Genomic DNA, 26131 nt, shown 5'->3' on the forward strand with positions numbered 1-26131 from the left:
ATTGTCTATCAGAACATTAAACGGCAGAACCTTTGCCGAGATGATTCTTGCGGGAGCGCAGAATCTGTCTCAAAATGCCAGTGCAGTTGATGCACTGAACGTGTTTCCGGTGCCGGACGGTGATACGGGAACAAATATGAACCTGTCGATGACTTCCGGAGCAAGAGAAGTTGAACAAATGGATACGGATGATATCGGGAAGGTGGGCTCCGCGTTATCTAAAGGGCTGCTCATGGGAGCACGCGGAAATTCAGGAGTTATCCTATCCCAATTGTTCCGCGGATTTAGCAAAAGTATTGAAACGAAAAAAGAAATTAATGCACTTGAGTTTGCCGCTGCGCTGCAAGCAGGTGTAGACATGGCGTATAAAGCTGTCATGAAACCTGTAGAGGGCACCATTTTAACAGTTGCAAAAGACGCTGCAAAAAAAGCAATGATCTTAGCAGAAATAGAAACCGATATCACTGCGCTGATGACTGCAGTGACAGAAGAAGCAGAGGCGTCTTTAAACCGCACCCCTGAATTGCTACCTGTCCTAAAGGAAGTAGGAGTTGTCGATAGCGGGGGCAAAGGCCTGCTCTGTGTGTATGAAGGTTTCCTTGCTTCATTAAAAGGTGAAACTGTACCTCAGAAAGCAGTTCTTCCGTCACTTGACGACATGGTCAGCGCAGAGCATCACAAGAGCGCGCAAAGCATGATGAATACCGAAGATATTGAATATGGATTCTGTACCGAAGTGATGGTGAGGCTTGATCAGACAAAAAGAGAGTTCGACGAAGGCACGTTCAGGCAAGACCTCAGCCAGTTCGGAGATTCTCTGCTTGTGATTGCGGATGAATCGCTGGCGAAGGTTCATATTCATGCTGAAGAGCCGGGAAACGTGTTAAACTACGCCCAGCATTACGGTGAATTGATTAAAATAAAAATAGAAAATATGAGAGAACAGCATACCTCTATCATCAGTCAAGAAAACAAACCTGCAGACAACGAAACACCGCCGGCAAAACAGCCGTATGGCATTGTGACTGTGGCGATGGGAGAAGGAATTTCAGACCTATTCAAAAGCATTGGCGCTTCTGTTGTGATCGAAGGCGGCCAGACCATGAACCCAAGCACTGAGGATATTGTTGATGCCGTGAAGTCTGTAAATGCAGATACGGTATTTATCCTGCCTAACAACTCCAACATTATCATGGCTGCTAACCAAGCGGCCAGCGTAGTGGATGAACAGGTTTTTGTCATTCCTGCTAAAACGGTTCCGCAAGGGATGTCAGCCCTGCTGGCTTTTAACCCGGATCAAGAAGCTGAAGCGAACGAGGCCAATATGCTAAGCGCCATTCAGCAAGTAAAAAGCGGACAGGTGACGTTCTCAGTCAGAGATACTCATATTGACGGTAAAGATATTAAAAAAGGCGACTTTATGGGCATTCTGAATGGAACGATTATCGGCACTTCTGAAAATCAGCTGTCAGCCGCGAAAATGCTGCTGTCAGAAATGATCGGAGAAGATGATGAAATCGTGACCATTCTATATGGTGAGGATGCGTCTCAGGAAGAAGCTGAGCAGCTTGAAGCGTTTCTCAGTGAAAAGTACGAGGAGATTGAGGTTGAGATCCACAATGGGAAACAGCCTCTGTATTCGTATATAGTTTCTGCAGAATAGAAGGGCAATTTGCCCTTCTATTCTTATGTCTGCTTTTAAGTGCGGCAGCGCTGTAACGCGCCCGCTTGCCATTTTATATCTGATCAATTAGTCTAGAAGCAAAGCGCTAATAAGCTCTGGTTCATAAGGAGGAATAGCATGAAATACAGAAGCGTTTTTGATATTATCGGCCCGGTTATGATCGGTCCGTCCAGCTCTCATACAGCGGGAGCTGCTAGAATCGGGAGAGTGGCCAGAAGTTTATTTGGCAGAGAGCCTGAGCGCATCATTGTATCTTTTTACGGGTCGTTTGCGGAAACGTATAAGGGCCACGGCACAGATGTCGCGATTATCGGCGGATTGCTTGATTTTGATACATTCGACGAACGGATTAAAACCGCTATACAAATTGCAGAAGCTAAAGGAATTGATATAAAGTTTCGGGTAGAAGACGCAGTCCCGGTCCATCCGAACACAGCAAAAATCACCATTTCTGATGAAAAGGGTGAGCTGGAACTGACGGGTATTTCGATTGGCGGAGGAAAGATTGAAATCACAGAATTGAATGGTTTTGAGCTCCGGCTGTCAGGAAATCATCCAGCCATATTAGTTGTTCATAATGACAAATTTGGCACAATTGCCGGTGTTGCCAATGTTCTGGCGAAATTTTCAATCAACGTAGGACATATGGAAGTAGCCCGGAAAGATATCGGACAGCTTGCGCTGATGACAATAGAGGTCGATCAAAATATTGACGACCACATTCTCGACGAGCTGTCGAAGCTGCCGAATATTATTCAAGTGACAAAGATTGCTGACTAGCGAAAAGGGTCAGGAGGAGCCAGTTATGTTTCGTAATGTAAAAGAATTAATTGAGATTACTAAAGAAAAACAAATATTGATCTCTGATGTGATGATAGCTCAAGAGATGGAAGTAACAGAAAAAACAAAAGAGGACATTTTTCAGCAGATGGATCATAACCTGTCTGTTATGGAAGCGGCGGTTCAGAAAGGACTCGAGGGAGTTACGAGCCAAACGGGCTTAACAGGCGGAGATGCCGTTAAATTGCAGGCCTATATTCGATCAGGAAAAAGCCTGTCTGGCCCATTGATTTTAGATGCTGTATCGAAAGCCGTTGCAACAAATGAAGTAAATGCAGCCATGGGAACCATCTGTGCGACACCGACTGCAGGTTCTGCCGGTGTGGTGCCCGGTACGTTATTTGCTGTAAAAGAAAAGCTGAATCCAACAAGAGAACAAATGATCCGCTTTTTGTTTACAGCCGGGGCTTTCGGATTTGTCGTGGCCAATAACGCAAGCATTTCCGGCGCCGCCGGAGGATGTCAGGCAGAGGTTGGATCAGCTTCAGGCATGGCGGCTGCGGCCATTGTTGAAATGGCAGGAGGAACACCCGAACAAAGCGCGGAGGCCATGGCCATTACATTAAAAAATATGCTAGGCCTCGTGTGCGACCCTGTTGCAGGGCTTGTTGAGGTGCCTTGCGTGAAACGGAATGCGATGGGCGCGTCAAATGCGATGATTGCCGCTGATATGGCATTGGCGGGCATTACAAGCCGTATTCCATGTGATGAGGTTATCGATGCCATGTATAAAATAGGCCAAACGATGCCAACTGCACTTAGAGAAACAGGCCAGGGCGGTTTAGCGGCAACACCGACAGGAAGAGAATTAGAGAAAAAAATTTTCGGAGGAGCGCTAGGTTCACGTGAAACAACATCAGCAAACTAGTATAGCTAACATTAAGGGTATTGGGCCGGAAACAGAAAAAACATTACACGAACTCGGTATTTATGACATTTCTGATCTTCTGAATTATTTCCCTTATCGCTATGATGACTACGAGCTGAGGGATTTAGAAGAAGTGAAGCATGATGAAAGAGTCACAGTCGAAGGGAAGGTTCATTCAGAGCCTTCTCTTACCTATTACGGAAAAAAACGAAACAGGCTGACATTCAGGCTTCTGGTCGGCCACTATTTAATCACAGCCGTATGTTTTAACAGGCCTTACTTGAAGAAGAAGCTTTCGCTCGGTTCTGTTGTGACGGTTTCAGGTAAATGGGACAAGCACCGCCAAACCATCTCTGTTCAGGAGTTGAAAAACGGGCCGCATCAAGAAGACAAAAGCATTGAACCAGTGTATTCTGTGAAAGAAAATGTTACCGTCAAAATGATGAGGCGCTTTATTCAGCAGGCGCTGACCCAATATGCAGACTCACTTCCTGATCCTCTTCCGGAAAAGCTAAGAAAAAGCTATAAACTGCCTGACTATTATCAAGCGTTAAAAGCAATGCACCAGCCTGAAACAAGGGAAGCATTAAAGCTTGCCAGACGGCGGTTTGTTTATGAAGAATTTTTGTTGTTTCAGTTGAAAATGCAGGCGTTCCGAAAGGCGGAAAGAGAGCAGACACAAGGGATACGGCAGCGTTTTTCAAACGAAGAACTCATGAGATTTATCAAAAGCCTCCCGTTTCCCCTCACAAACGCCCAGTCACGCGTTCTTCGCGAAATAACAGCAGACATGTCTTCTCCATACAGAATGAACCGTCTTCTTCAAGGGGACGTTGGATCAGGAAAAACGGCAGTCGCCGCCATTGCACTGTATGCCGCGATCCTATCTGGATACCAAGGAGCGCTTATGGTGCCGACAGAAATTCTGGCCGAGCAGCATGCTGATTCGCTCGTTTCGCTATTTGAAAAATGGGACGTCAGCGTTGCTCTTTTGACAAGCTCTGTTAAAGGAAAGCGGCGAAAAGAACTGCTTGAGCGTCTTGCGGCGGGTGAGATTGATATTCTTGTAGGAACCCACGCTTTAATCCAAGACGAGGTGGAGTTTAAGGCGCTGAGTCTCGTTATTACAGATGAACAGCACAGATTTGGAGTTGAGCAGCGCAAAAAGCTTCGGAACAAAGGGCAGGATCCCGATGTTCTCTTTATGACAGCCACTCCAATCCCAAGAACATTAGCGATCACAGTGTTCGGTGAAATGGATGTATCTGTCATTGATGAGATGCCGGCTGGACGAAAGCGAATTGAAACCTATTGGGTAAAACATGACATGCTGGATCGTATTTTGGCATTTGTCGAAAAAGAATTAAAGCAAGGCAGGCAGGCTTATATCATCTGTCCGCTGATTGAAGAATCAGACAAGCTTGATGTGCAAAACGCCATTGACGTGTACAATATGCTTTCTGATATTTTTCGGGGAAAATGGAAGGTCGGCCTTATGCATGGAAAGCTGCATTCCGATGAAAAAGACCAGGTCATGAGAGAATTCAGCGCAAATCACTGTCAAATTCTCGTATCAACCACTGTTGTGGAGGTTGGCGTGAATGTTCCGAATGCAACGATTATGGTAATTTATGACGCCGACCGTTTCGGACTATCACAGCTTCACCAGCTGCGCGGCCGTGTTGGACGGGGTGAGCATCAATCTTTCTGTATTCTGATGGCTGATCCAAAATCAGAAACAGGGAAAGAACGGATGAGGATCATGTCGGAGACCAATGACGGTTTCGAGTTGTCTGAAAAGGATCTGGAACTGAGAGGTCCCGGTGATTTCTTCGGGAAAAAACAAAGCGGAATGCCGGAATTTAAAGTGGCGGACATGGTTCATGATTACAGAGCGCTTGAAACGGCAAGGCAGGATGCTGCGAATCTTGTGGCTTCTGACGCGTTCTGGAAGGAGCCGGAATACGCTGTGTTAAGAGATGAATTGCTGAAGAGCGGAGTAATGGACGGGGAAAAATTAAGCTGAGTATCAGAAGTTTTTGGTGTTCAGCCAGAAACAATCGTTGCATTCCAATCTATGAAATTATATACTACTATTAGTACCTAGTCTTAATTGTCCGGATGGTGTTTAGATATGAGAAGAAATAAGAGAGAACGCCAGGAATTACTTCAGCAGACGATTCAAGCAACCCCCTTTATTACAGATGAAGAATTAGCGGGTAAATTCGGGGTGAGCATCCAGACGATACGTTTGGACCGCTTAGAGCTTTCCATACCTGAACTGAGAGAAAGAATTAAGAACGTGGCAGAGAAAACACTTGAGGACGAAGTGAAGTCCCTGTCACTTGATGAAGTTATCGGAGAAATTATTGACCTTGAGCTGGATGATCAGGCGATATCCATTTTAGAAATAAAACAGGAGCACGTGTTCAGCCGGAATCAGATTGCGAGAGGACACCATTTATTTGCACAGGCGAATTCTTTGGCCGTTGCAGTCATTGATGACGAGCTGGCGCTGACTGCCAGTGCAGACATCCGCTTTACAAGACAGGTAAAGCAGGGTGAACGTGTCGTAGCAAAAGCGAAAGTGACGGCTGTCGAAAAAGAAAAAGGAAGAACGGTTGTCGAAGTGAACAGCTACGTTGGCGAAGAAATTGTTTTTTCTGGACGCTTTGACATGTATCGTTCAAAACATTCATAAAGGTGGAGCATGCATGAGAATAGCTGTAGATGCAATGGGAGGAGACCACGCTCCCAAAGCTGTTATTGACGGAGTTATAAAAGGTATAGAGGCATTTGATGATCTCCATATCACACTTGTCGGTGACAAAACAACGATAGAATCACATTTAACAACTACATCAGATCGCATCACGGTGCTGCACGCAGATGAAGTGATTGAGCCTACGGATGAACCTGTCCGTGCCGTGCGAAGAAAAAAGAACTCATCTATGGTTCTTATGGCGCAGGAGGTTGCGGAAAACAGAGCTGACGCCTGCATTTCAGCAGGAAATACCGGTGCATTAATGACAGCCGGTCTCTTTATTGTCGGAAGAATTAAAGGAATTGACCGTCCGGCGCTTGCCCCGACACTTCCGACTGTTTCGGGAGACGGATTTCTTCTCCTTGATGTCGGCGCCAATGTCGATGCCAAACCGGAGCACCTCGTTCAATATGCCATCATGGGTTCTGTTTATTCTCAGCAAGTGCGCGGTGTCACTTCACCGAGAGTCGGACTTTTAAATGTCGGAACAGAAGATAAAAAAGGAAACGAACTGACGAAGCAGACGTTTCAAATTTTAAAAGAAACAGCAAACATCAATTTTATCGGAAACGTGGAAGCGCGAGACCTTTTAGATGATGTGGCGGACGTTGTAGTAACAGACGGCTTTACCGGGAATGTTACACTCAAAACGTTGGAAGGCTCTGCGTTGTCTATTTTTAAAATGATGAGAGACGTAATGACGTCTACTTTGACATCCAAGCTTGCAGCAGCTGTGCTGAAACCAAAATTGAAAGAAATGAAAATGAAAATGGAGTATTCGAATTATGGCGGAGCAAGTCTTTTTGGCTTAAAAGCGCCTGTGATCAAGGCGCACGGCTCTTCAGATTCGAATGCTGTATTCCATGCGATTCGGCAAGCAAGAGAGATGGTCAGCCAAAATGTGGCTGCGCTCATTCAGGAAGAAGTGAAAGAAGAAAAAACAGATGAGTAGTCTGGAGGTTTTTACATCATGAGTAAGATTGCATTTTTATTCCCTGGTCAGGGATCACAATTTATCGGCATGGGAAAAGAGCTTTATGAGCAGGTGCCTGCTGCAAAGCGTCTGTTTGATGAAGCCGATGAAACGTTGGAAACAAAACTCAGCTCGCTTATTTTTGAGGGGGATGCTGAAGAATTAACACTTACATACAATGCGCAGCCTGCTTTGCTTACGACAAGCATCGCTGTTCTTGAGAAATTTAAAGAATCTGGCATTACACCTGATTTCACAGCAGGACACAGCCTTGGTGAATATTCTGCACTGGTTGCGGCTGGCGCTCTGTCTTTCAAAGATGCTGTTTATACCGTCAGAAAACGCGGAGAGTTTATGAATGAAGCGGTGCCGGCTGGCGAAGGAGCAATGGCTGCGATTCTCGGCATGGATGCTGAAGCATTAAAGCAAGTAACCGATAAAGTCACAGAGGAAGGCAACCTTGTACAGCTTGCGAATCTCAACTGTCCTGGCCAAATCGTCATTTCCGGAACAGCTAAAGGGGTCGAGCTTGCATCTGAACTGGCAAAAGAGAACGGAGCAAAACGCGCAATTCCGCTTGAAGTAAGCGGTCCGTTCCATTCCGAACTGATGAAACCGGCTGCTGAAAAGCTGAAAGAGGTATTGGACGCCTGTGACATAAAAGACGCTGACATTCCGGTCATCTCAAATGTTTCTGCTGACGTGATGACTGATAAAGCAGATATCAAAGAAAAACTTATTGAGCAGCTTTACTCTCCGGTTCGTTTTGAGGAAAGCATTAACAAGCTGATCGCAGAGGGTGTTACGACTTTTATTGAAATCGGTCCCGGAAAAGTGCTTTCAGGCCTTGTGAAAAAAGTAAATAGACGGTTAAAAACAATTGCTGTATCAGATCCGGAAACGATCGAGCTGGCAATTCAAACGCTTAAGGAGGAGAATGATAATGCTTAATGATAAAACGGCTATTGTCACTGGCGCATCCCGCGGAATCGGCCGCTCAATCGCCCTTGATCTGGCAAAAAGCGGAGCAAATGTTGTCGTGAACTACTCCGGCAATGAAGCGAAAGCAAATGAAGTGGTAGATGAAATCAAATCAATGGGCAGAAAAGCAATTGCTGTAAAAGCGGATGTATCAAATCCCGAAGATGTACAAAACATGATTAAAGAAACATTGTCTGTTTTTTCTACGATTGACATTCTGGTTAATAATGCGGGAATTACAAGAGACAATCTCATCATGAGAATGAAAGAAGACGAATGGGATGACGTTATTAACATTAACCTGAAGGGTGTTTTCAACTGCACAAAAGCTGTTACAAGACAAATGATGAAACAGCGTTCAGGCCGCATTATTAACGTATCGTCTATCGTCGGCGTCAGCGGAAATCCTGGACAGGCCAACTACGTGGCTGCAAAAGCCGGCGTCATCGGTTTAACCAAATCTTCTGCTAAAGAGCTCGCCAGCCGAAATATTACGGTAAACGCAATAGCGCCAGGATTTATCTCAACTGATATGACAGATAAACTTGCAAAAGACGTTCAAGACGAAATGCTGAAACAAATTCCGCTCGCGCGCTTTGGTGAACCTAGCGATGTCAGCAGTGTTGTCACGTTCCTAGCTTCAGAGGGAGCCCGTTATATGACAGGCCAAACGCTTCATATTGACGGCGGAATGGTGATGTAAGTTTTTTCTCGAAAATTTCATCATAGTTTCTCTAGTTTTTTAAAAACGAATCCACTATAATACTTGAGGGGAGGTGAATTGCTATGGCAGACACATTAGAGCGTGTAACGAAAATCATCGTAGATCGCCTTGGCGTTGATGAAGCAGACGTCAAACTTGAAGCTTCTTTCAAGGAAGACTTAGGTGCTGATTCCCTAGATGTAGTTGAGCTTGTTATGGAACTTGAAGACGAGTTTGATATGGAGATTTCTGACGAAGATGCTGAAAAGATTGCAACAGTCGGCGACGCTGTGAACTACATACAAAACCAGCAATAAGCTGATGCTAAAAGTCCCGCCGAAACGCGGGGCTTTAGCCCTTTATTCGTGCAGTTATTACAGCATGCCGCTTTTACGCGCGCTGTATCCGGTTTAGTCAGAGAAGCGCGGTGAACCTGATGTGCCTATGGAGGTTACTATGTCAAAACACTCACATTATAAAGATAAAAAAAAGTTCTATAAAAAAGTAGAACAATTTAAAGAGTTTCAAGAACGGATTTCGGTTCACTTTCAAAATGAAAAGCTTTTGTATCAAGCATTTACACATTCATCTTATGTGAATGAGCATCGGAAAAAGCCGTATGAAGATAATGAAAGGCTTGAATTTTTAGGTGACGCTGTTTTGGAACTGACGATCTCCAGATTCTTATTTGCCAAATACCCGGCTATGAGTGAAGGAGATTTGACGAAATTGAGAGCCGCAATTGTTTGCGAACCGTCTCTCGTTTCATTGGCTCACGAGCTGTCATTCGGCGATCTTGTCCTGTTGGGTAAAGGCGAGGAAATGACAGGCGGAAGAAAGCGTCCTGCTCTATTGGCGGATGTTTTTGAGGCATTTATCGGAGCCTTGTACCTTGACCAAGGATTAGAGCCGGTCGAAAGTTTCTTAAAAGTTTATGTGTTCCCTAAAATTAACGATGGTGCTTTTTCTCATGTGATGGATTTCAAAAGCCAGCTGCAGGAATACGTGCAGCGGGACGGCAAAGGCTCTCTGGAGTATAAAATCTCCAACGAAAAAGGACCTGCGCACAACCGTGAATTTGAAGCCATCGTATCTCTAAAAGGTGAACCACTCGGAGTCGGAAACGGCCGTTCAAAGAAAGAAGCCGAACAGCACGCTGCTCAGGAAGCTTTAGCTAAATTGCAAAAACACCATACGAAACAATAAAATCCCCCTTATGACTCAGGGGGATTTCAGTATGTATGCCGTCTTATTTCACCAATGTTTATGATAGAATTGAAATACTTATTACATAAGGAGGATCGCTATGTTCCTCAAACGTTTAGACGTTATAGGATTTAAATCATTTGCAGAACGGATTTCCGTAGACTTCGTTAAAGGCGTGACAGCAGTTGTCGGGCCGAACGGAAGCGGAAAAAGCAACATCACTGATGCCATTCGCTGGGTTCTCGGCGAACAATCGGCACGCTCTCTTCGCGGCGGAAAAATGGAGGACATTATTTTTGCCGGGAGTGATTCTAGAAAGCGATTAAATCTAGCTGAAGTTACGCTTACTCTTGATAATGATGATCATTTCTTGCCAATTGACTTCCACGAGGTGAGTGTCACAAGACGTGTGTACAGATCAGGTGAGAGTGAGTTTCTGATTAACAATCAGCCATGCCGCTTGAAAGATATTATTGATTTATTTATGGACTCTGGGCTTGGTAAAGAAGCATTTTCTATTATCAGCCAAGGGAAAGTGGAAGAGATCCTGAGCAGCAAAGCGGAGGATCGCCGCAGTATCTTTGAAGAAGCGGCCGGGGTGCTTAAATATAAAACGAGAAAGAAAAAAGCAGAAAATAAACTGTTTGAGACACAGGACAATCTAAATCGGGTAGAAGATATATTACATGAGCTTGAAGGACAGGTTGAACCTCTTAAAATTCAAGCTTCAATAGCGAAAGACTACCTTGAGAAAAAGAAAGAGCTGGAGCATGTTGAAATTGCGCTGACTGCCTATGATATCGAAGAGCTGCATGGTAAATGGTCGACTCTTAAAGAGAAAGTGCAGATGGCAAAAGAAGAAGAGCTTGCTGAATCGTCTGCTATTTCTGCGAAAGAAGCAAAGATTGAGGATACAAGGGACAAAATACAAGCGCTTGATGAGTCAGTAGATGAGCTCCAGCAAGTTTTACTGGTAACTAGTGAAGAGCTGGAAAAGCTTGAAGGCCGTAAAGAAGTCCTGAAAGAACGAAAGAAAAACGCTGTGCAAAACCAAGAACAGCTTGAAGAAGCCATCGTTCAGTTTCAGCAAAAAGAAACGGTTCTGAAAGATGAGCTTTCGAAGCAGGAAGCTGTCTTCGAAACGCTTCAGGCTGAGGTGAAGCAGTTAAGGGAGCAAGTAAAAGAAAAACAGCAGGCTCTCAGTCTTCACAATGAAAATGTCGAAGAGAAAATCGAGCAGCTGAAAAGTGATTATTTTGAGCTGTTAAACAGCCAGGCTTCGATACGCAACGAACTCCAGCTTCTTGATGACCAGATGTCCCAATCCGCTGTCACATTGCAGAGACTCGCGGACAACAATGAAAAGCACCTGCAGGAACGGCGTGATATTTCTGCGCGTAAAGCCGCATGTGAAACGGAATTTGCCCGAATTGAGCAGGAGATTCACAGTCAAGTCGGTGCATATCGTGATATGCAGACAAAATATGAGCAGAAAAAGCGCCAATACGAAAAAAATGAATCCGCTCTGTATCAGGCATACCAATACGTTCAGCAAGCGAGATCAAAAAAGGACATGCTTGAGACGATGCAGGGAGATTTTTCCGGCTTTTATCAAGGTGTTAAAGAGGTGCTGAAAGCGAAAGAGCGCCTTGGTGGAATTCGCGGAGCGGTTCTTGAGCTGATTTCTACAGAACAGAAGTATGAAACGGCCATTGAAATAGCGCTCGGCGCTTCTGCTCAGCATGTCGTGACCGACGATGAACAATCTGCCCGAAAAGCGATTCAATATTTAAAGCAGAATTCTTTCGGCCGGGCGACGTTTCTGCCTCTTTCTGTTATTAGAGACCGCCAGCTTCAAAGCCGTGACGCGGAAACAGCCGCCCGACATTCATCATTTCTCGGGGTTGCCAGTGAACTTGTCACATTTGATCCTGCGTATCGAAGCGTCATCCAAAATCTTCTTGGAACCGTTCTGATCACAGAGGACTTAAAGGGTGCAAACGAGCTTGCGAAGCTTCTCGGGCACCGGTACCGCATCGTAACCCTTGAGGGAGATGTTGTGAACCCCGGTGGTTCAATGACGGGCGGCGCGGTTAAAAAGAAAAATAACTCCCTCCTTGGAAGAAGCCGGGAGCTAGAAGATGTGACGAAACGGCTCGCTGAAATGGAAGAGAAAACAGCACTGCTTGAACAAGAGGTCAAAACCCTTAAGCAATCCATTCAGGATATGGAGAAAAAACTGGCTGACTTAAGAGAAACCGGGGAAGGCTTAAGGTTAAAGCAGCAGGATGTGAAAGGCCAGCTGTACGAACTTCAAGTTGCCGAGAAAAATATCAATACCCATTTAGAGCTCTATGACCAAGAAAAATCTGCTCTGTCTGAAAGCGATGAAGAGAAAAAAGCGCGCAAACGCAAGCTTGAAGAAGAGCTCTCTGCCGTATCTGAAAAGATGAAACAGCTTGAAGAGGACATAGACAGACTGACAAAACAAAAACAAACGCAATCCTCAACGAAAGAGTCTCTCTCCAACGAGCTGACTGAGCTGAAGATCGCTGCGGCCAAAAAAGAGCAGGCTTGCAAGGGGGAAGAGGACAACCTTGCCAGATTAAAGAAAGAGCTCACTGAAACAGAGCTTGCGTTAAAAGAAGCAAAAGAAGACTTAAGCTTCTTAACGTCAGAGATGTCATCTAGCACCAGCGGCGAAGAAAAGCTGGAAGAAGCAGCAAAACATAAATTGAATGACAAAACGAAAACGATCGAACTGATTGCATTAAGGCGCGATCAGCGCATCAAGCTTCAGCATGGACTTGATACGTATGAGCGTGAGCTGAAAGAAATGAAACGTCTGTATAAACAAAAAACAACGCTCTTAAAAGACGAAGAAGTCAAACTCGGACGGATGGAAGTCGAGCTTGATAATTTACTCCAATACTTACGGGAGGAATACAGCTTGTCCTTTGAGGGGGCAAAAGAGAAATATCAGCTTGAAACTGATCCAGAGGAAGCCAGAAAGCGCGTGAAGCTGATTAAACTCGCAATTGAAGAGCTGGGTACCGTGAACCTCGGAAGCATAGATGAGTTTGAGAGGGTCAACGAACGGTACAAGTTTCTGTCGGAACAAAAAGAAGATTTAACAGAAGCGAAAAATACCTTGTTCCAAGTGATTGAAGAAATGGATGAAGAAATGACGAAGCGCTTTAACGACACATTCGTCCAAATCCGTTCACACTTTGATCAAGTTTTCCGCTCCTTATTCGGAGGAGGGCGAGCTGAACTGAGGCTCACCGATCCTAACGATCTGCTTCATTCAGGAGTCGAGATTATCGCTCAGCCGCCGGGGAAAAAGCTGCAAAACTTAAACCTCCTGTCAGGCGGAGAGCGTGCGCTTACTGCTATAGCGCTCTTATTCTCAATTCTAAAGGTTCGTCCAGTGCCATTTTGCGTCCTTGACGAAGTAGAGGCTGCGCTCGACGAAGCGAATGTGTTCCGGTTTGCGCAGTATTTAAAAAAATACAGCAGTGATACCCAGTTTATTGTGATTACCCACAGAAAAGGAACGATGGAGGAAGCGGATGTGCTTTATGGCGTAACCATGCAGGAATCCGGTGTTTCCAAGGTAATCTCCGTTAAGCTGGAAGAAACAAAAGAATTCGTTCAGTAACGAGGAAAGAGGTTAAAAGATGAGCTTTTTTAAAAAATTAAAAGAGAAAATCACAAAACAGACAGATTCCGTATCTGAAAAGTTTAAGGATGGCCTTGAAAAAACAAGAAACTCCTTTCAAAACAAAGTGAATGATCTTGTATCCCGTTACCGTAAAGTGGATGAGGATTTCTTCGAAGAGCTTGAAGAGGTTCTTATCAGCGCGGATGTCGGTTTTACAACCGTTATGGAATTAATAGATGAGCTGAAAAAAGAAGTCAAACGCAGAAATATTCAAGATCCAAAGGAAGTCCAGTCAGTGATTTCTGAAAAACTGGTCGAGATTTATAACAGCGGAGATGAGCAAATTTCAGAACTGAACATCCAGGATGGGCGTTTAAACGTAATCCTTCTGGTAGGTGTAAACGGCGTCGGGAAAACAACAACGATCGGAAAGCTTGCCCATAAAATGAAACAAGAAGGAAAATCTGTCGTACTTGCCGCCGGAGACACTTTCAGAGCGGGAGCCATTGAACAGCTGGAAGTATGGGGAGAGCGTACAGGAGTGCCTGTCATTAAGCAGACGGCCGGAAGCGATCCGGCAGCTGTCATCTACGATGCTGTTCATGCTGCGAAAGCAAGAAATGCCGATGTATTAATTTGTGATACGGCAGGTCGTCTCCAAAACAAAGTAAATCTCATGAAAGAGCTTGAAAAAGTAAAACGTGTTATCGAAAGAGAAGTTCCTGAAGCTCCGCATGAGGTGCTGCTTGCCCTTGATGCCACGACCGGCCAAAATGCAATGGCTCAGGCAAAAGAGTTCTCTAAAGCAACAAATGTTACCGGCATTGCCTTAACGAAGCTTGACGGTACGGCAAAGGGCGGTATCGTCCTTGCGATTCGTAACGAGCTTCACATCCCGGTTAAACTAGTCGGTTTAGGAGAAAAAGTTGATGATCTTCAGGAATTTGATCCAGAATCCTATGTGTACGGACTCTTTTCAGATTTAGTGGAAAAAGCCGACGATTAAGAAAAAGGCCCCAACATCTTGGGGCCTTTTCTTTTTTATCTTCTTACTTGATAGGCGAAATGATAAAGGCTGTTATCAGTGGATACCAGTCTTGACTCACCAGAAAAAACTCTGAATGGGATGATGTCATAGTAATGAACGGAAACAGATGTGTAATACGTGTAATACCCAGCAGCTGGCCCCAAATACATTGGAACCTCAAATGTTCCGTTTGCATCAGTCGTTCCTGAAGCAGTTTGTGTTGTGTTTCCGACCTTCGTGTCCGCTTCAAATCTTACGGGCGCGTTTGGCACTGGCTGTCCGTTTTGGTCGAGTAATTTGCCGCTTACTGTAATATTGTACTTGACTCGCCAATATTGACCTTGTCCGTAATTGATTTTACCGTATACCCCTCCATCTGTGCTGATATTTGTGATTGAGGCCTTATAAGGTGCCTCAGCAGCGTCTGCTTGCTGTGCCGGGAAACCTATTGTAAACAGGGCTGCCAGACATAACATAAACAATAAACCGATTTTTTTCATAAAAATCCTCCTTTAAATAGGGTTCATATACAATATCGGAATAAATTGGATGATATTTAGCGTTTTTTGGAAAAAGTTAATCGCCGCTTTGACAAGATAAAAACTTGACAGTGTCAATAAAACCGTGTAAACTAAGTTATCGTAAAGGGATTTGACTTAACAAAGGGGAGAGCTCAAATGTCACTCGAAAAGACAACGAGAATGAATTATCTGTTTGATTTTTATCAGTCGTTGTTGACGTCAAAACAGAAGAGCTATATGTCGCTTTATTATTTGGACGATTTCTCCCTAGGCGAAATAGCCGAAGAATATGAGGTTTCAAGACAAGCTGTTTATGATAACATCAAACGAACAGAAGCGATGCTTGAACAATATGAAGAAAAGCTGCTCCTTTTGAAAAAGTTTCAGGAGCGTAAAGAGATGTTTAATAAGCTGAAGGAGCTTGCTTCCGGTTCAAAAGAAGAGGAAGAAATTACAGCTCTGATTGAAGCGCTTGAGAAATTAGATTAGGAGGCGGCAAACTATGGCATTTGAAGGATTAGCCGACCGACTGCAGCAGACGATTTCTAAAATCCGCGGAAAAGGGAAAGTCAGCGAACAAGATGTAAAAGATATGATGCGTGAGGTTCGTCTTGCGCTGCTTGAGGCTGACGTTAACTTTAAAGTAGTCAAAGATTTTGTCAAAAAAGTAAGTGAACGCGCTGTAGGCCAAGACGTCATGAAAAGTCTGACGCCCGGCCAGCAGGTCATTAAAGTTGTTAAAGAGGAACTGACTGAGCTGATGGGCGGCGAAGAGAGCAAAATCGCCGTCGCAAAAAGGCCGCCGACTGTTATTATGATGGTCGGTCTCCAAGGTGCCGGTAAAACGACAACAAGCGGTAAGCTTGCGAATCTGCTGCGCAAAAAGCATAATCGCAAACCGATGCTGGTTGCTGCCGATATTTACCGCCCAGCCGCAATTAAGCAGCTGGAAACACTCGGCAAACAGCTTGATATGCCTGTTTTCTCTCTTGGCGATCAGGTCAGTCCTGTAGAAATAGCTAAACAGGCTATTGAGAAAGCCAAGGAAGAACATTATGACTATGTCATTTTGGATACGGCAGGCCGCTTGCATATCGACCATGAACTGATGGATGAACTGACCAACGTCAAAGAAATCGCGAATCCGGAAGAAATTTTCCTGGTTGTCGATTCAATGACCGGTCAGGACGCTGTGAATGTCGCCAAAAGCTTTAATGAACAGCTCGGTTTAACCGGTGTTGTGTTAACTAAGCTGGATGGAGACACACGCGGCGGGGCTGCGCTTTCTATTCGCGCTGTCACAAACACGCCAATTAAGTTCGCAGGTTTGGGCGAAAAGCTTGATGCGTTAGAGCCGTTCCACCCTGAACGCATGGCATCAAGGATTCTCGGCATGGGCGACGTGCTGACATTGATTGAAAAAGCACAGGCCAGCGTTGATGAAGACAAAGCCAAAGAGCTGGAACAAAAAATGAGAACGATGAGCTTCACATTGGACGATTTTCTGGAGCAGCTCGGGCAAGTCAGAAACATGGGGCCGCTTGATGAGCTTCTGCAAATGATGCCGGGTGCAGGTAAAATGAAAGGCCTGAAAAACATCCAAGTTGATGAAAAACAGCTGAATCATGTGGAAGCAATCATTAAATCAATGACTGTTCTTGAAAAAGAACAGCCGGATATCATCAATGCCAGCCGGCGGAAGCGGATTGCAAAAGGAAGCGGGACATCCGTACAGGAAGTCAACCGTCTGCTTAAGCAGTTTGATGAAATGAAAAAAATGATGAAGCAGATGACAAACATGTCAAAAGGCAAGAAAAAAGGGTTTAAGCTACCTTTTATGTAATCGGTTATACATGATAAAACCGTTGTTAAGAAAAAACACTTTACAAACACTTTTATCATTGTTAATATACTATCTTGTTGAAATATTTTCGGAGGTGCTAGTAAAATGGCAGTAAAAATTCGTTTAAAACGTATGGGAGCAAAAAAATCTCCTTTCTATCGTATTGTTGTAGCAGATTCTCGTTCACCACGTGACGGCCGTTTCATCGAAACAGTCGGAACTTACAACCCGGTTGCAAAACCAGCGGAAGTAAAAATTGACGAAGAGCTTGCTCTTAAATGGCTTCAAACTGGAGCGAAACCATCTGATACAGTTCGCAACTTGTTCTCTAGCCAAGGAATCATGGAAAAATTCCACAACGCTAAACAAGGCAAGTAATGACTGATCAACACTTGGAAGATTTGATTGTCCACATTGTGACGCCGCTTGTTGATCATCCAGATGACATTCGCGTCATAAGAGAAGAAACCGATCAAAAGATTGCGCTGCGCTTATCTGTCCATAAGTCAGATACCGGTAAAGTTATCGGAAAGCAAGGCCGGACTGCAAAAGCGATTCGAACAGCTGTATTTGCAGCTGGCGCACAGTCTTCTAAGAAAGTTCAATTTGAAATATTTGACTAAAAGGGAGAGGGCCGGCACCTCCCCTTTTTTTACACGCAAAAAAAGGGTAAACTGATAGAAGCTTAGGCAAAATAGAAAAGCCTGGGCGAGTAAAAGTTTTAAAAGCGGGGAGCTTGGTGCGATGCAAATTATTCACCGTGTAGCCGTTATGCAAGTCTTAACTGAGCGCAGCAAAGAAAAGCTTTTAGCTTCTTTTGCCGAAAAGAAACAAATGCTTGAACGAGAATGCAGCCAGCTCTATTTTCAGCTTAGAAAACATGAGAAAGAACAGCAAAACCCTGATATGATTGAACAATTTAAAAAGGCAATAGAAAAGCGAAAAGATGATATAAAAATCATTGATTTTCAAATTGCTCAAGTACATACATTGCCGCTTGGCAGTGAGTTGAAAGAAAAGGAAGTCGATGCGCTGCTGACGATTGAAGCCGGGGATGACTGGCATGAGAAAACAGCAGCGAACACCATCGTCATAAAAGACGGAAAAGTAATTGAAATTCGCCAGAGGTGATCATATGACAAAGCGATGGTTTAATGTAGGCAAAATCGTAAATACCCACGGAATCAAAGGCGAAGTGCGGGTGATTTCAAAAACAGATTTTGCCGAAGAACGATACAAGCCGGGAAACACGCTGTATTTGTTTATGGACGGCCGTAACGAACCAGTGGAGGTAACGGTAAACACACATAGACTGCATAAGCAATTTCATCTCCTGCAGTTTAAAGAAAGACAAAACCTAAATGAAGTAGAAGAGCTGAAAAACGCAATCATTAAAGTTCCTGAAGAAGAATTAGGAGAGCTGAATGAGGGTGAATTTTATTTCCACGAAATTATTGGGTGTGAAGTATTTACTGAAGAAGGCGAACTCATCGGAAAGGTCAAAGAAATTTTGACGCCTGGAGCCAATGACGTTTGGGTCATCGGACGAAAAGGAAAAAAAGACGCACTCATTCCTTACATTGAATCAGTGGTCAAACATATCGATGTCAGGGAAAAGAAAATTGAGGTTGAACTCATGGAAGGGTTAATAGACGAATGAAAATCGACTTTTTGACGCTGTTTCCCGAAATGTTTGAAGGCGTGCTCGGCTCATCAATTCTTCAAAAAGCCCAGGAAAAAGATGCGGTGCAGTTTCAAGTCGTAAATTTCCGGGAGTACTCTGATAACAAGCACAATACTGTTGATGATTATCCTTATGGCGGCGGGGCAGGCATGGTTCTCAAGCCCCAGCCTGTTTTTGACGCGGTCGAGGACCTGACATCAAAGGCAGCCGCTGCTCCGCGTATTATCCTCGTATGCCCGCAAGGTGAGCGTTTTACCCAAAAAAAAGCCGAGCAATTAGCTAAGGAAGAGCATTTGCTGTTCATTTGCGGCCACTATGAAGGCTATGATGAACGCATTCGCGAGCACTTGGTAACGGATGAAATATCAATTGGCGACTTTGTTCTGACGGGCGGTGAGCTCCCTGCCATGATGATCGCAGACAGTGTGGTCAGACTGCTTCCGGGTGTACTGGGTAAAGAGGCTTCCCATATTGAGGATTCATTCAGCACCGGACTCTTAGAGCACCCGCATTATACAAGACCGGCAGATTACAAAGGTTTAAAAGTGCCTGAAACACTCTTGTCAGGAAACCATGCAAAAATTGAAGAATGGCGGAATAAAGAATCGATCAGAAGGACCTACCTAAGACGTCCGGATCTGTTGAAAGACTACCCGCTTACAGAGCAGCAAAGAAAGTGGATTTCTGAATGGGAAAAAGATTAGATTTTATTGCATAGGCTATGAAATTGTGATAAGATACTACTTGTGGCTTAAGCGGGCTTATCCGCTGCAAGCTTGAAAACGATGTTCCGCTGTGCCGGTTTTTGTGGTCAAGAGCATCTGTTGGAAGGAGTTGAAAACGATGCAAAAACTAATTGAAGATATCACAAAAGAACAGCTTCGTACTGATCTTCCTGCGTTCCGTCCTGGTGACACTTTACGTGTACACGTTAAAGTTGTTGAGGGTAACCGTGAGCGTATCCAGATCTTTGAAGGTGTTGTGATTAAGCGTCGTGGTGGTGGAATCAGCGAAACGTTCACAGTTCGTAAGATTTCTTACGGTGTTGGCGTTGAACGTACTTTCCCTGTACACACACCAAAAATCGCGAAAATCGAAGTTGTACGTTACGGTAAAGTACGCCGTGCTAAACTTTACTACCTGCGTGAACTTCGCGGAAAAGCGGCTCGTATTAAAGAGATCAGACGATAATGATAACGAACGAAAAGAGCTTGTTACCTGTAACAAGCTCTTTTTTTATACAGAATTTGAAAATGCCGGACAGGCATCGTAAAATACATAAAGGACAACAATGAATCATGCATACTGAAGATAAAGGCGGTGTTCGTGTCACATGACAATTCAATGGTTCCCGGGCCATATGGCAAAAGCAAGAAGGGAAGTAACCGAAAAATTAAAATTAATCGATATCGTATATGAATTGGTAGATGCCAGAATTCCAATGTCATCAAGAAACCCAATGATTGAAGATATTCTAAAAAACAAGCTGCGAATTATGCTGTTAAACAAGGCTGACAAAGCAGATGCGGCAGTTACACAGCGGTGGAAAGAGCACTTTGAGAAGCAGGGGATCCGCTCTCTGTCTATTAATTCTGTAAATGGACAAGGGTTAAATCAAATTGTGCCTGCATCAAAAGAGATCCTCCAAGAAAAATTTGACCGGATGCGTGCGAAAGGTGTGAAGCCGAGAGCGATTCGCGCTTTGATTATCGGCATTCCAAACGTCGGAAAATCAACGCTCATCAACCGGCTTGCAAAGAAAAACATAGCAAAAACGGGAGACAGACCTGGTATTACGACTTCTCAACAGTGGGTCAAAGTTGGGAAAGAATTAGAGCTATTAGATACACCGGGAATTTTGTGGCCTAAATTTGAGGATGAGCTTGTCGGTTTGAGACTGGCAGTCACCGGGGCTATTAAAGACTCGATTATCAATTTGCAGGACGTGGCCGTGTTTGGTCTTCGTTTTCTCGAAGAACATTACCCAGAACGGCTTAAAGAGCGTTATGGCCTTGATGAGATCCCAGAGGACATTGCCGAGCTGTTTGATGCAATAGGTGAAAAGCGGGGCTGTCTCATGAGCGGTGGGCTCATTAACTATGATAAGACGACTGAAGTCATCATTCGCGATATTCGCACTGAAAAGTTCGGCAGGCTGTCATTTGAACAGCCGACGATGTAAAGGCGCGCAGAAATGCGGGTCTTTATTTTTTCTTGGCTGAACCGATACATACAGTAAGGGAGAAGAGAAAGTGAATACATTGACCGTAAAGGACATTAAAGACCGTTTGCAGGAAGTGAAGGATGCACAAGACCCATTTATTGCCCAATGCGAAAACGACCCGAGAAAAAGCGTTCAAACGCTTGTAGAGCAATGGCTTAAAAAGCAAGCGAAAGAAAAAGCGCTGAAAGAACAATGGGTGAATATGACTTCCTATGAAAGGCTGGCAAGAAACAAGGGATTTCGCTTGATTGCAGGTGTTGACGAGGTCGGCCGGGGGCCATTGGCAGGACCAGTTGTCGCCAGCGCAGTCATCCTTCCAGAGGAATGTGAAATACTTGGGCTGACAGACTCCAAAAAGCTTTCAGAGAAAAAACGCGAGGAATATTACGAGCTTATTATGAAGGAAGCACTGGCGGTCGGGATAGGAATTGTAGAAGCTACTGTGATTGATGAGATCAATATATATGAAGCTTCAAAAATGGCAATGGTCAAAGCGATACAGGATTTGTCGGATACGCCTGATTATTTGCTTGTTGACGCAATGACACTTCCGCTCGACACGGCTCAGGCGTCAATTATAAAAGGCGATGCCAAAAGCGTGTCTATTGCGGCAGGTGCGTGTATCGCAAAAGTAACGAGGGACCGAATGATGAGCGCTTATGCCGAAACGTATCCCATGTACGGCTTTGAAAAAAATAAAGGCTATGGGACAAAAGAACATTTGGAAGCTCTCGCTGCATACGGCCCAACTGAATTGCACCGCAAAACTTTCGCTCCTGTTCAATCTTTCAGATAAATCACATGGACAAGGAGGAACCTTTTTAAAATGAACATACGAAATGATGTGCAAAAGGCGCTGCAGCACCTTTTTGGGCGTACAGCCGTCCCGCAGGAAACATCAAAAGTAAACGAAGCGCTAAACGGGGAGAAGCGTCTCCTCTTAGGAAAAGTGCTTCGTTTACTAGGAGATCAGCATGCCCTGATCCAAGTCGGCAATCAAACTGTTCAGGGAAAACTTGAAACCCAGCTTCGTCCTCAGGCATACTATTGGTTTTCCTACGAAAAAAAAACGGCAGAACAAACAGGCCGTCTTCAGGTCGTTCAAAGCTTTGACCAAAATCCTAAAACCATTCAGGATGCAGCTGGCAAGCTTTTAAATGCCATATCAGTGAAGACGTCAAACGCAGCTCTCATGATGACAGGAGCGATGCTGAAGAGCAAAACACCCGTAACAGAAAATGATATCAAAACAGCCGTCCGCTGGATGGACACGCTGCCTTCGCAAGACACAAAAAAAGCAGTTGAAACGGTTCTCTTCGCTTTAAAGCGTGATCTTCCCATTCACTCCGAGATTTTGAATGGTGTTCACGCTGTGAAATCGCCTGTTCCGTTGCATCAGCACGTATCCCAGCTGCTTCAGGCAGTCGACCAAAACCCTCAGCAGAGCCAAATGATGTCAAAGCTAAAGGAAGCAGTTACAGTGCTTTTAAATAGTGAAATCGATGTCCATGCAGAACGGCTGATTGATAAGCTTATTTCTTTAACCGACAATACGAAAGCACCTTCTCCGACGAATACAGCTGGAAGCAGGGAGCTCAGCACACCAGCTGGCTCCCCCGGAAAAGCCAGCCTGCCGATTGCAAATCACACAGCAGAACAGAGAAGCATACAAGAAGAGCCTGTTAAAACAGCAGCAGACATTCCAATTAAAGAAGCCCGCCAGCTGCTGGTGAAGCTGACGGAATCTGCTGAAAAAAACAGTCTCCAAATTGTGAAAGAAGCAGCAAATTGGATTAAAGCGGCTGCTTCATCGGGTGAGAGTAAGTCACTTGCAGCTTCAGCTGTTTTACAGGCGGCACAAGTCACAGACCAGGAAGCCGAAGTCTTTTTAAAGGCTGTTCAGCAGACAGCACCCCATTTGGCGGATAAGGCAGATGTTCTTTCTTTCTTATCCAAAGTGAAAACGGCAATCGGCGCAAGGGACGAGGTTGCGTTCATTAAAGCGTTTGAACAAGGAAGCGCAGTCACATCTGGCGAAATGCAATCCATCAAGCTGGCTCTTTCTGCCTTAAGAGCATCGCATGAGGTAGCCGAACCAGTCAAACAAGAAGCCGATCAGCTTTTTCATAAATTAAATGGCCAGCTTTTCATGCAGCAGGACCATCCATCATACAGCCAAATTGTAATGTCATTTCCGATGTTTTCGAAGTCAGGGGTTCAGGACATGACTGTTCTGTTTAAAGGAAAGAAAGAAGCGGATGGAAAGCTTGATCCTTCCCATTGCCGCCTTTTGTTTTTGCTGCAGCTTGATACACTAAAAGAAACCGTCGTTGATTGCTTGGTACAGCAAAAAGTCATGACCATTACAATAGAGACTGATTTCGAGCTGCAGGCTGCGATCGATCCGATGGTGCCCGTGCTTAAACAGGGGCTAAAGGAAATGGGGTACAGCCTTTCAGGGGTAAACGCTAAAAAAAGGGTTCACACCGAAGAAAAGGCTTCAATCGATCAATATATAACAAGTATCAGTGATCAGGAAGTGGATGTGAAAATATGAAAGAGCAGACACCGATCAGAAAAGCTGTTGCTCTCCATTATGACGAACAAAAAGACAAGGCGCCGAGAGTGATTGCCACAGGGAAGGGCCATGTAGCTGACAACATTATCAAAAAAGCGAAAAAAGCAGGGGTCCCGATTCAAGAAGATCGGACCCTTGTCGAATTAATGCGCCATTTGACGGTAGATGATCAAATTCCTGAAGCTCTTTATGAAACGGTAGCCGAGATTTTTTCATTCATTTACAAATTGGACGAAAGCGTAAAAAACAAAAAATAGGTAAAATATTCCCCATCCTTCTTTGAAATTTATGTTTTTAATAAAGTAAAAGTTTGAATGTTTAGAAGGATTAAAAGATTTTGCATCGAACTGTAGACAATTCTTCCAGTATTATTATAGAATGAAAGCGCAGTCTATTTTAGTTTTGTTACATAAGTTAGGAGGATGGGAAATGAATATCCATGAGTACCAGGGAAAAGAAGTCCTCAGAAAATATGGGGTATCTGTTCCTGAAGGTAAAGTGGCTTTTACAGCAGAAGAAGCAGTTGAGAGTGCAAAGAGCTTATCCAGCTCGGTTTATGTCGTAAAGGCTCAAATTCATGCTGGCGGTCGAGGCAAAGCTGGTGGGGTAAAAATAGCAAAATCATTAGACGAAGTAAAAGCGTATGCCGAAGAACTATTAGGGAAGACTCTAGTTACACATCAGACGGGTCCGGACGGCCAAGTAATAAAACGCTTACTTATTGAAGAAGGCTGCGATATTAAAAAAGAATATTACATCGGTCTAGTGCTTGACCGCGCCACTTCAAGAATCGTTTTAATGGCTTCTGAAGAAGGCGGAACGGAAATTGAAGAGGTTGCGGAGAAAACACCGGAAAAAATCAAAAAAGCTGTCATTGATCCGGCTGTTGGCCTTCAAGGCTATCAAGCCAGAGAAATTGCATTCGCTATAAATATTCCAAAAGAGCTCGTGGGAAAAGCTGCTAAATTTATGCTTGGACTATATAAAGCGTTTGTTGAGAAAGACTGCTCAATCGCCGAAATCAATCCGCTTGTTGTTACCGGCGACGGAAATGTGATGGCGCTTGATGCAAAATTGAATTTTGACAGCAATGCGTTGTACCGACAAAAGGACATTATGGAATACAGAGATTTGGATGAAGAAGATCCGAAAGAAATTGAAGCGTCCAAATATGACCTAAGCTACATTTCCCTTGATGGAAATATCGGCTGTATGGTAAACGGCGCGGGACTTGCAATGTCTACGATGGATATTATCAAGCATTATGGAGGAGAACCGGCCAACTTCCTTGATGTGGGCGGCGGTGCAACCGCGGAAAAAGTCACGGAAGCATTTAAAATCATTCTTTCTGATCAAAACGTTAAAGGGATTTTTGTCAACATTTTCGGCGGCATTATGAAATGTGATGTCATCGCAGAAGGGGTTGTTGAAGCGACTAGACAAGTTGGTTTGACATTGCCGCTTGTCGTCCGTCTTGAAGGCACAAACGTGGATCTAGGGAAGAAAATCCTTAGTGAATCAGGATTAAACATTACATCTGCGGAATCAATGGCTGACGGCGCGCAGAAAATCGTATCCTTAGTTTAAGAAAGAATGAAAGGCAGGGGACCAAATAATGAGTGTTTTCATTAATAAAGATACAAGAGTTATTGTGCAAGGGATTACAGGTTCTACCGCTTTATTTCATACGAAGCAGATGCTCGAATACGGCACAAATATCGTTGGCGGTGTAACACCTGGAAAAGGCGGAACAGAAGTGGAAGGTGTTCCTGTATTTAATACAGTGGCTGAAGCAGTTCAAACGACCGGCGCTAACGCGTCTGTTATATATGTGCCCGCACCGTTTGCAGCTGATGCGATTATGGAAGCGGTAGATGCGGAGCTTGATCTCGTGATTTGTATCACAGAACATATCCCGGTTTTGGATATGGTGAAGGTCAAACGCTTCATGGAAGGCAAGAAAACGAGACTGATAGGGCCGAACTGTCCTGGTGTCATTACGCCTGAAGAGTGTAAAATCGGCATTATGCCCGGATACATCCATAAAAAGGGTCATGTAGGCGTTGTATCACGTTCAGGAACATTAACATACGAAGCGGTGCACCAGCTCTCAGAAGCGGGTGTAGGGCAATCTACAGCTGTTGGAATCGGCGGCGACCCTGTAAATGGAACAAACTTTATTGACGTTTTAAAAGCGTTTAACGAAGATCCTGACACACACGCAGTCATCATGATTGGCGAAATCGGCGGTACGGCCGAAGAGGAAGCGGCAGAGTGGGTAAAAGCCAACATGACAAAACCGGTAGTCGGTTTTATCGGCGGTAAAACAGCACCTCCTGGGAAGCGCATGGGGCATGCAGGCGCCATTATTTCCGGCGGAAAAGGGACAGCTGATGAAAAAATCAAAACCCTTAATGCATGCGGAATCGAAGTTGCAGAGACACCTTCTGTCATGGGTGAAACCTTAATCAAGGTGCTGAAAGAGAAGAACTTGTTCGAAACTTGCAAAACGCATTAATAAAAAAGGGACAGCCGTCAAGGCTGTTCCTGCTTTTTCTAACAAAAGGAGGT

27 protein-coding genes are annotated in these 26131 nt (G+C 44.4%); 26 read left to right on the top strand and 1 reads right to left on the bottom strand.

Going from position 1 to position 26131, the window contains the following annotated elements; genetic code table 11:
• Position 1: 1 nt before the first annotated feature.
• The 12 genes from NYE53_RS08585 to ftsY all read left to right on the top strand — a co-directional run bounded on the left by NYE53_RS08585 (position 2) and on the right by ftsY (position 14689).
• Complete coding sequence (locus NYE53_RS08585) at positions 2 to 1663, top strand: DAK2 domain-containing protein (protein WP_339248189.1); 1662 nt, start codon at positions 2 to 4, stop codon at positions 1661 to 1663.
• Positions 1664 to 1801: 138 nt separating this feature from the next.
• Positions 1802 to 2464 (top strand): L-serine ammonia-lyase, iron-sulfur-dependent subunit beta, encoded by a 663-nt coding sequence (gene sdaAB / locus NYE53_RS08590; RefSeq protein ID WP_327827865.1) that lies wholly within the window; start codon positions 1802 to 1804, stop codon positions 2462 to 2464.
• A gap of 25 nt (positions 2465 to 2489) precedes the next feature.
• A complete protein-coding gene (gene sdaAA / locus NYE53_RS08595) occupies positions 2490 to 3392 on the top strand; it encodes an L-serine ammonia-lyase, iron-sulfur-dependent, subunit alpha (RefSeq protein WP_003232049.1) in 903 nt (300 codons plus the stop codon).
• Complete coding sequence (gene recG / locus NYE53_RS08600) at positions 3370 to 5418, top strand: ATP-dependent DNA helicase RecG (RefSeq protein ID WP_326211000.1); 2049 nt, start codon at positions 3370 to 3372, stop codon at positions 5416 to 5418. The genes sdaAA and recG overlap by 23 nt, the downstream gene beginning before the upstream one ends.
• Before the next feature lie 108 nt (positions 5419 to 5526).
• Positions 5527 to 6093 carry a transcription factor FapR gene (gene fapR, locus NYE53_RS08605; RefSeq protein WP_003232044.1) on the top strand — a complete coding sequence of 189 codons (567 nt, stop codon included), beginning with the start codon at positions 5527 to 5529 and terminating at the stop codon, positions 6091 to 6093.
• A 13-nt stretch (positions 6094 to 6106) separates the two neighbouring features.
• Positions 6107 to 7108, top strand: a complete 1002-nt coding sequence (gene plsX / locus NYE53_RS08610; RefSeq protein ID WP_003232041.1) for a phosphate acyltransferase PlsX — start codon at positions 6107 to 6109, stop codon at positions 7106 to 7108.
• 18 nt (positions 7109 to 7126) lie between these two features.
• A complete protein-coding gene (gene fabD / locus NYE53_RS08615) occupies positions 7127 to 8080 on the top strand; it encodes an ACP S-malonyltransferase (RefSeq protein WP_339248193.1) in 954 nt (317 codons plus the stop codon).
• Positions 8073 to 8813 (top strand): 3-oxoacyl-[acyl-carrier-protein] reductase, encoded by a 741-nt coding sequence (gene fabG / locus NYE53_RS08620; RefSeq protein ID WP_003232035.1) that lies wholly within the window; start codon positions 8073 to 8075, stop codon positions 8811 to 8813. Before fabD ends, fabG begins: the two co-directional genes overlap by 8 nt.
• Positions 8814 to 8896: 83 nt before the next feature.
• The gene (gene acpP / locus NYE53_RS08625) at positions 8897 to 9130 is read left to right on the top strand and encodes an acyl carrier protein (protein WP_003154310.1); all 234 of its coding nucleotides are present in this window, start codon (positions 8897 to 8899) and stop codon (positions 9128 to 9130) included.
• Positions 9131 to 9269: 139 nt separating this feature from the next.
• Entirely contained in the window at positions 9270 to 10019 is a 750-nt protein-coding gene (gene rncS / locus NYE53_RS08630; protein WP_003232030.1) for a ribonuclease III, read from the top strand.
• Between the two features lie 100 nt (positions 10020 to 10119).
• Entirely contained in the window at positions 10120 to 13680 is a 3561-nt protein-coding gene (gene smc / locus NYE53_RS08635) for a chromosome segregation protein SMC (RefSeq protein ID WP_339248196.1), read from the top strand.
• A gap of 19 nt (positions 13681 to 13699) precedes the next feature.
• Positions 13700 to 14689 carry a signal recognition particle-docking protein FtsY gene (gene ftsY, locus NYE53_RS08640; RefSeq protein ID WP_003232026.1) on the top strand — a complete coding sequence of 330 codons (990 nt, stop codon included), beginning with the start codon at positions 13700 to 13702 and terminating at the stop codon, positions 14687 to 14689.
• Between the two features lie 35 nt (positions 14690 to 14724).
• On the opposite strand, the gene NYE53_RS08645 is transcribed toward ftsY, so the two are convergent.
• Positions 14725 to 15210, bottom strand: a complete 486-nt coding sequence (locus NYE53_RS08645) for an Ig-like domain-containing protein (RefSeq protein ID WP_003245834.1) — start codon at positions 15208 to 15210, stop codon at positions 14725 to 14727.
• Positions 15211 to 15387: 177 nt separating this feature from the next.
• Between NYE53_RS08645 and NYE53_RS08650 the strand changes: the two genes are divergently transcribed.
• The 14 genes from NYE53_RS08650 to sucD all read left to right on the top strand — a co-directional run bounded on the left by NYE53_RS08650 (position 15388) and on the right by sucD (position 26078).
• Positions 15388 to 15720, top strand: coding sequence for a putative DNA-binding protein (locus tag NYE53_RS08650; RefSeq protein ID WP_003238590.1), 333 nt, complete (start codon positions 15388 to 15390; stop codon positions 15718 to 15720).
• Positions 15721 to 15733: 13 nt separating this feature from the next.
• A complete protein-coding gene (ffh, locus tag NYE53_RS08655) occupies positions 15734 to 17074 on the top strand; it encodes a signal recognition particle protein (protein ID WP_014113771.1) in 1341 nt (446 codons plus the stop codon).
• Positions 17075 to 17179: 105 nt separating this feature from the next.
• The gene (gene rpsP, locus NYE53_RS08660) at positions 17180 to 17452 is read left to right on the top strand and encodes a 30S ribosomal protein S16 (protein WP_003220815.1); all 273 of its coding nucleotides are present in this window, start codon (positions 17180 to 17182) and stop codon (positions 17450 to 17452) included.
• Positions 17452 to 17697, top strand: coding sequence for a KH domain-containing protein (locus tag NYE53_RS08665; protein WP_014476792.1), 246 nt, complete (start codon positions 17452 to 17454; stop codon positions 17695 to 17697). The genes rpsP and NYE53_RS08665 overlap by 1 nt, the downstream gene beginning before the upstream one ends.
• Before the next feature lie 121 nt (positions 17698 to 17818).
• Complete coding sequence (locus tag NYE53_RS08670; RefSeq protein ID WP_014476793.1) at positions 17819 to 18205, top strand: YlqD family protein; 387 nt, start codon at positions 17819 to 17821, stop codon at positions 18203 to 18205.
• 4 nt (positions 18206 to 18209) lie between these two features.
• A complete protein-coding gene (gene rimM, locus NYE53_RS08675; protein ID WP_339248198.1) occupies positions 18210 to 18734 on the top strand; it encodes a ribosome maturation factor RimM in 525 nt (174 codons plus the stop codon).
• On the top strand, positions 18731 to 19462 hold the full coding sequence (trmD, locus tag NYE53_RS08680) for a tRNA (guanosine(37)-N1)-methyltransferase TrmD (protein WP_339248201.1): 732 nt from the start codon (positions 18731 to 18733) through the stop codon (positions 19460 to 19462). The genes rimM and trmD overlap by 4 nt, the downstream gene beginning before the upstream one ends.
• Before the next feature lie 139 nt (positions 19463 to 19601).
• A complete protein-coding gene (gene rplS / locus NYE53_RS08685; protein WP_003220825.1) occupies positions 19602 to 19949 on the top strand; it encodes a 50S ribosomal protein L19 in 348 nt (115 codons plus the stop codon).
• Positions 19950 to 20091: 142 nt separating this feature from the next.
• A complete protein-coding gene (gene ylqF, locus NYE53_RS08690) occupies positions 20092 to 20940 on the top strand; it encodes a ribosome biogenesis GTPase YlqF (RefSeq protein ID WP_339248204.1) in 849 nt (282 codons plus the stop codon).
• Positions 20941 to 21010: 70 nt separating this feature from the next.
• The gene (rnhB, locus tag NYE53_RS08695) at positions 21011 to 21778 is read left to right on the top strand and encodes a ribonuclease HII (RefSeq protein ID WP_003245658.1); all 768 of its coding nucleotides are present in this window, start codon (positions 21011 to 21013) and stop codon (positions 21776 to 21778) included.
• A 30-nt stretch (positions 21779 to 21808) separates the two neighbouring features.
• On the top strand, positions 21809 to 23539 hold the full coding sequence (locus NYE53_RS08700; protein WP_339248207.1) for a hypothetical protein: 1731 nt from the start codon (positions 21809 to 21811) through the stop codon (positions 23537 to 23539).
• On the top strand, positions 23536 to 23817 hold the full coding sequence (locus tag NYE53_RS08705; RefSeq protein WP_339248209.1) for a FlhB-like flagellar biosynthesis protein: 282 nt from the start codon (positions 23536 to 23538) through the stop codon (positions 23815 to 23817). The genes NYE53_RS08700 and NYE53_RS08705 overlap by 4 nt, the downstream gene beginning before the upstream one ends.
• A gap of 172 nt (positions 23818 to 23989) precedes the next feature.
• Entirely contained in the window at positions 23990 to 25147 is a 1158-nt protein-coding gene (gene sucC, locus NYE53_RS08710; RefSeq protein WP_003244732.1) for an ADP-forming succinate--CoA ligase subunit beta, read from the top strand.
• Positions 25148 to 25175: 28 nt separating this feature from the next.
• The gene (sucD, locus tag NYE53_RS08715; protein ID WP_024572248.1) at positions 25176 to 26078 is read left to right on the top strand and encodes a succinate--CoA ligase subunit alpha; all 903 of its coding nucleotides are present in this window, start codon (positions 25176 to 25178) and stop codon (positions 26076 to 26078) included.
• Positions 26079 to 26131 lie beyond the last annotated feature (53 nt).

The organism is Bacillus sp. FSL R5-0523, from assembly GCF_037975295.1.
GTDB lineage: Bacteria > Bacillota > Bacilli > Bacillales > Bacillaceae > Bacillus > Bacillus subtilis.

Coding starts and splice junctions, on each gene's coding strand:
- rimM (WP_339248198.1), top strand. CDS start 18,210: ATGACAAAGCGATGGTTTAATGTAGGCAAAATCGTAAATACCCACGGA.
- NYE53_RS08665 (WP_014476792.1), top strand. CDS start 17,452: ATGACTGATCAACACTTGGAAGATTTGATTGTCCACATTGTGACGCCG.
- ylqF (WP_339248204.1), top strand. CDS start 20,092: ATGACAATTCAATGGTTCCCGGGCCATATGGCAAAAGCAAGAAGGGAA.
- ffh (WP_014113771.1), top strand. CDS start 15,734: ATGGCATTTGAAGGATTAGCCGACCGACTGCAGCAGACGATTTCTAAA.
- sucD (WP_024572248.1), top strand. CDS start 25,176: ATGAGTGTTTTCATTAATAAAGATACAAGAGTTATTGTGCAAGGGATT.
- fabG (WP_003232035.1), top strand. CDS start 8,073: ATGCTTAATGATAAAACGGCTATTGTCACTGGCGCATCCCGCGGAATC.
- rpsP (WP_003220815.1), top strand. CDS start 17,180: ATGGCAGTAAAAATTCGTTTAAAACGTATGGGAGCAAAAAAATCTCCT.
- smc (WP_339248196.1), top strand. CDS start 10,120: ATGTTCCTCAAACGTTTAGACGTTATAGGATTTAAATCATTTGCAGAA.
- sdaAA (WP_003232049.1), top strand. CDS start 2,490: ATGTTTCGTAATGTAAAAGAATTAATTGAGATTACTAAAGAAAAACAA.
- rplS (WP_003220825.1), top strand. CDS start 19,602: ATGCAAAAACTAATTGAAGATATCACAAAAGAACAGCTTCGTACTGAT.
- NYE53_RS08670 (WP_014476793.1), top strand. CDS start 17,819: ATGCAAATTATTCACCGTGTAGCCGTTATGCAAGTCTTAACTGAGCGC.
- NYE53_RS08700 (WP_339248207.1), top strand. CDS start 21,809: ATGAACATACGAAATGATGTGCAAAAGGCGCTGCAGCACCTTTTTGGG.
- plsX (WP_003232041.1), top strand. CDS start 6,107: ATGAGAATAGCTGTAGATGCAATGGGAGGAGACCACGCTCCCAAAGCT.
- acpP (WP_003154310.1), top strand. CDS start 8,897: ATGGCAGACACATTAGAGCGTGTAACGAAAATCATCGTAGATCGCCTT.
- fapR (WP_003232044.1), top strand. CDS start 5,527: ATGAGAAGAAATAAGAGAGAACGCCAGGAATTACTTCAGCAGACGATT.
- NYE53_RS08705 (WP_339248209.1), top strand. CDS start 23,536: ATGAAAGAGCAGACACCGATCAGAAAAGCTGTTGCTCTCCATTATGAC.
- NYE53_RS08650 (WP_003238590.1), top strand. CDS start 15,388: ATGTCACTCGAAAAGACAACGAGAATGAATTATCTGTTTGATTTTTAT.
- sdaAB (WP_327827865.1), top strand. CDS start 1,802: ATGAAATACAGAAGCGTTTTTGATATTATCGGCCCGGTTATGATCGGT.
- fabD (WP_339248193.1), top strand. CDS start 7,127: ATGAGTAAGATTGCATTTTTATTCCCTGGTCAGGGATCACAATTTATC.
- sucC (WP_003244732.1), top strand. CDS start 23,990: ATGAATATCCATGAGTACCAGGGAAAAGAAGTCCTCAGAAAATATGGG.
- trmD (WP_339248201.1), top strand. CDS start 18,731: ATGAAAATCGACTTTTTGACGCTGTTTCCCGAAATGTTTGAAGGCGTG.
- NYE53_RS08645 (WP_003245834.1), bottom strand. CDS start 15,210: ATGAAAAAAATCGGTTTATTGTTTATGTTATGTCTGGCAGCCCTGTTT.
- ftsY (WP_003232026.1), top strand. CDS start 13,700: ATGAGCTTTTTTAAAAAATTAAAAGAGAAAATCACAAAACAGACAGAT.
- rncS (WP_003232030.1), top strand. CDS start 9,270: ATGTCAAAACACTCACATTATAAAGATAAAAAAAAGTTCTATAAAAAA.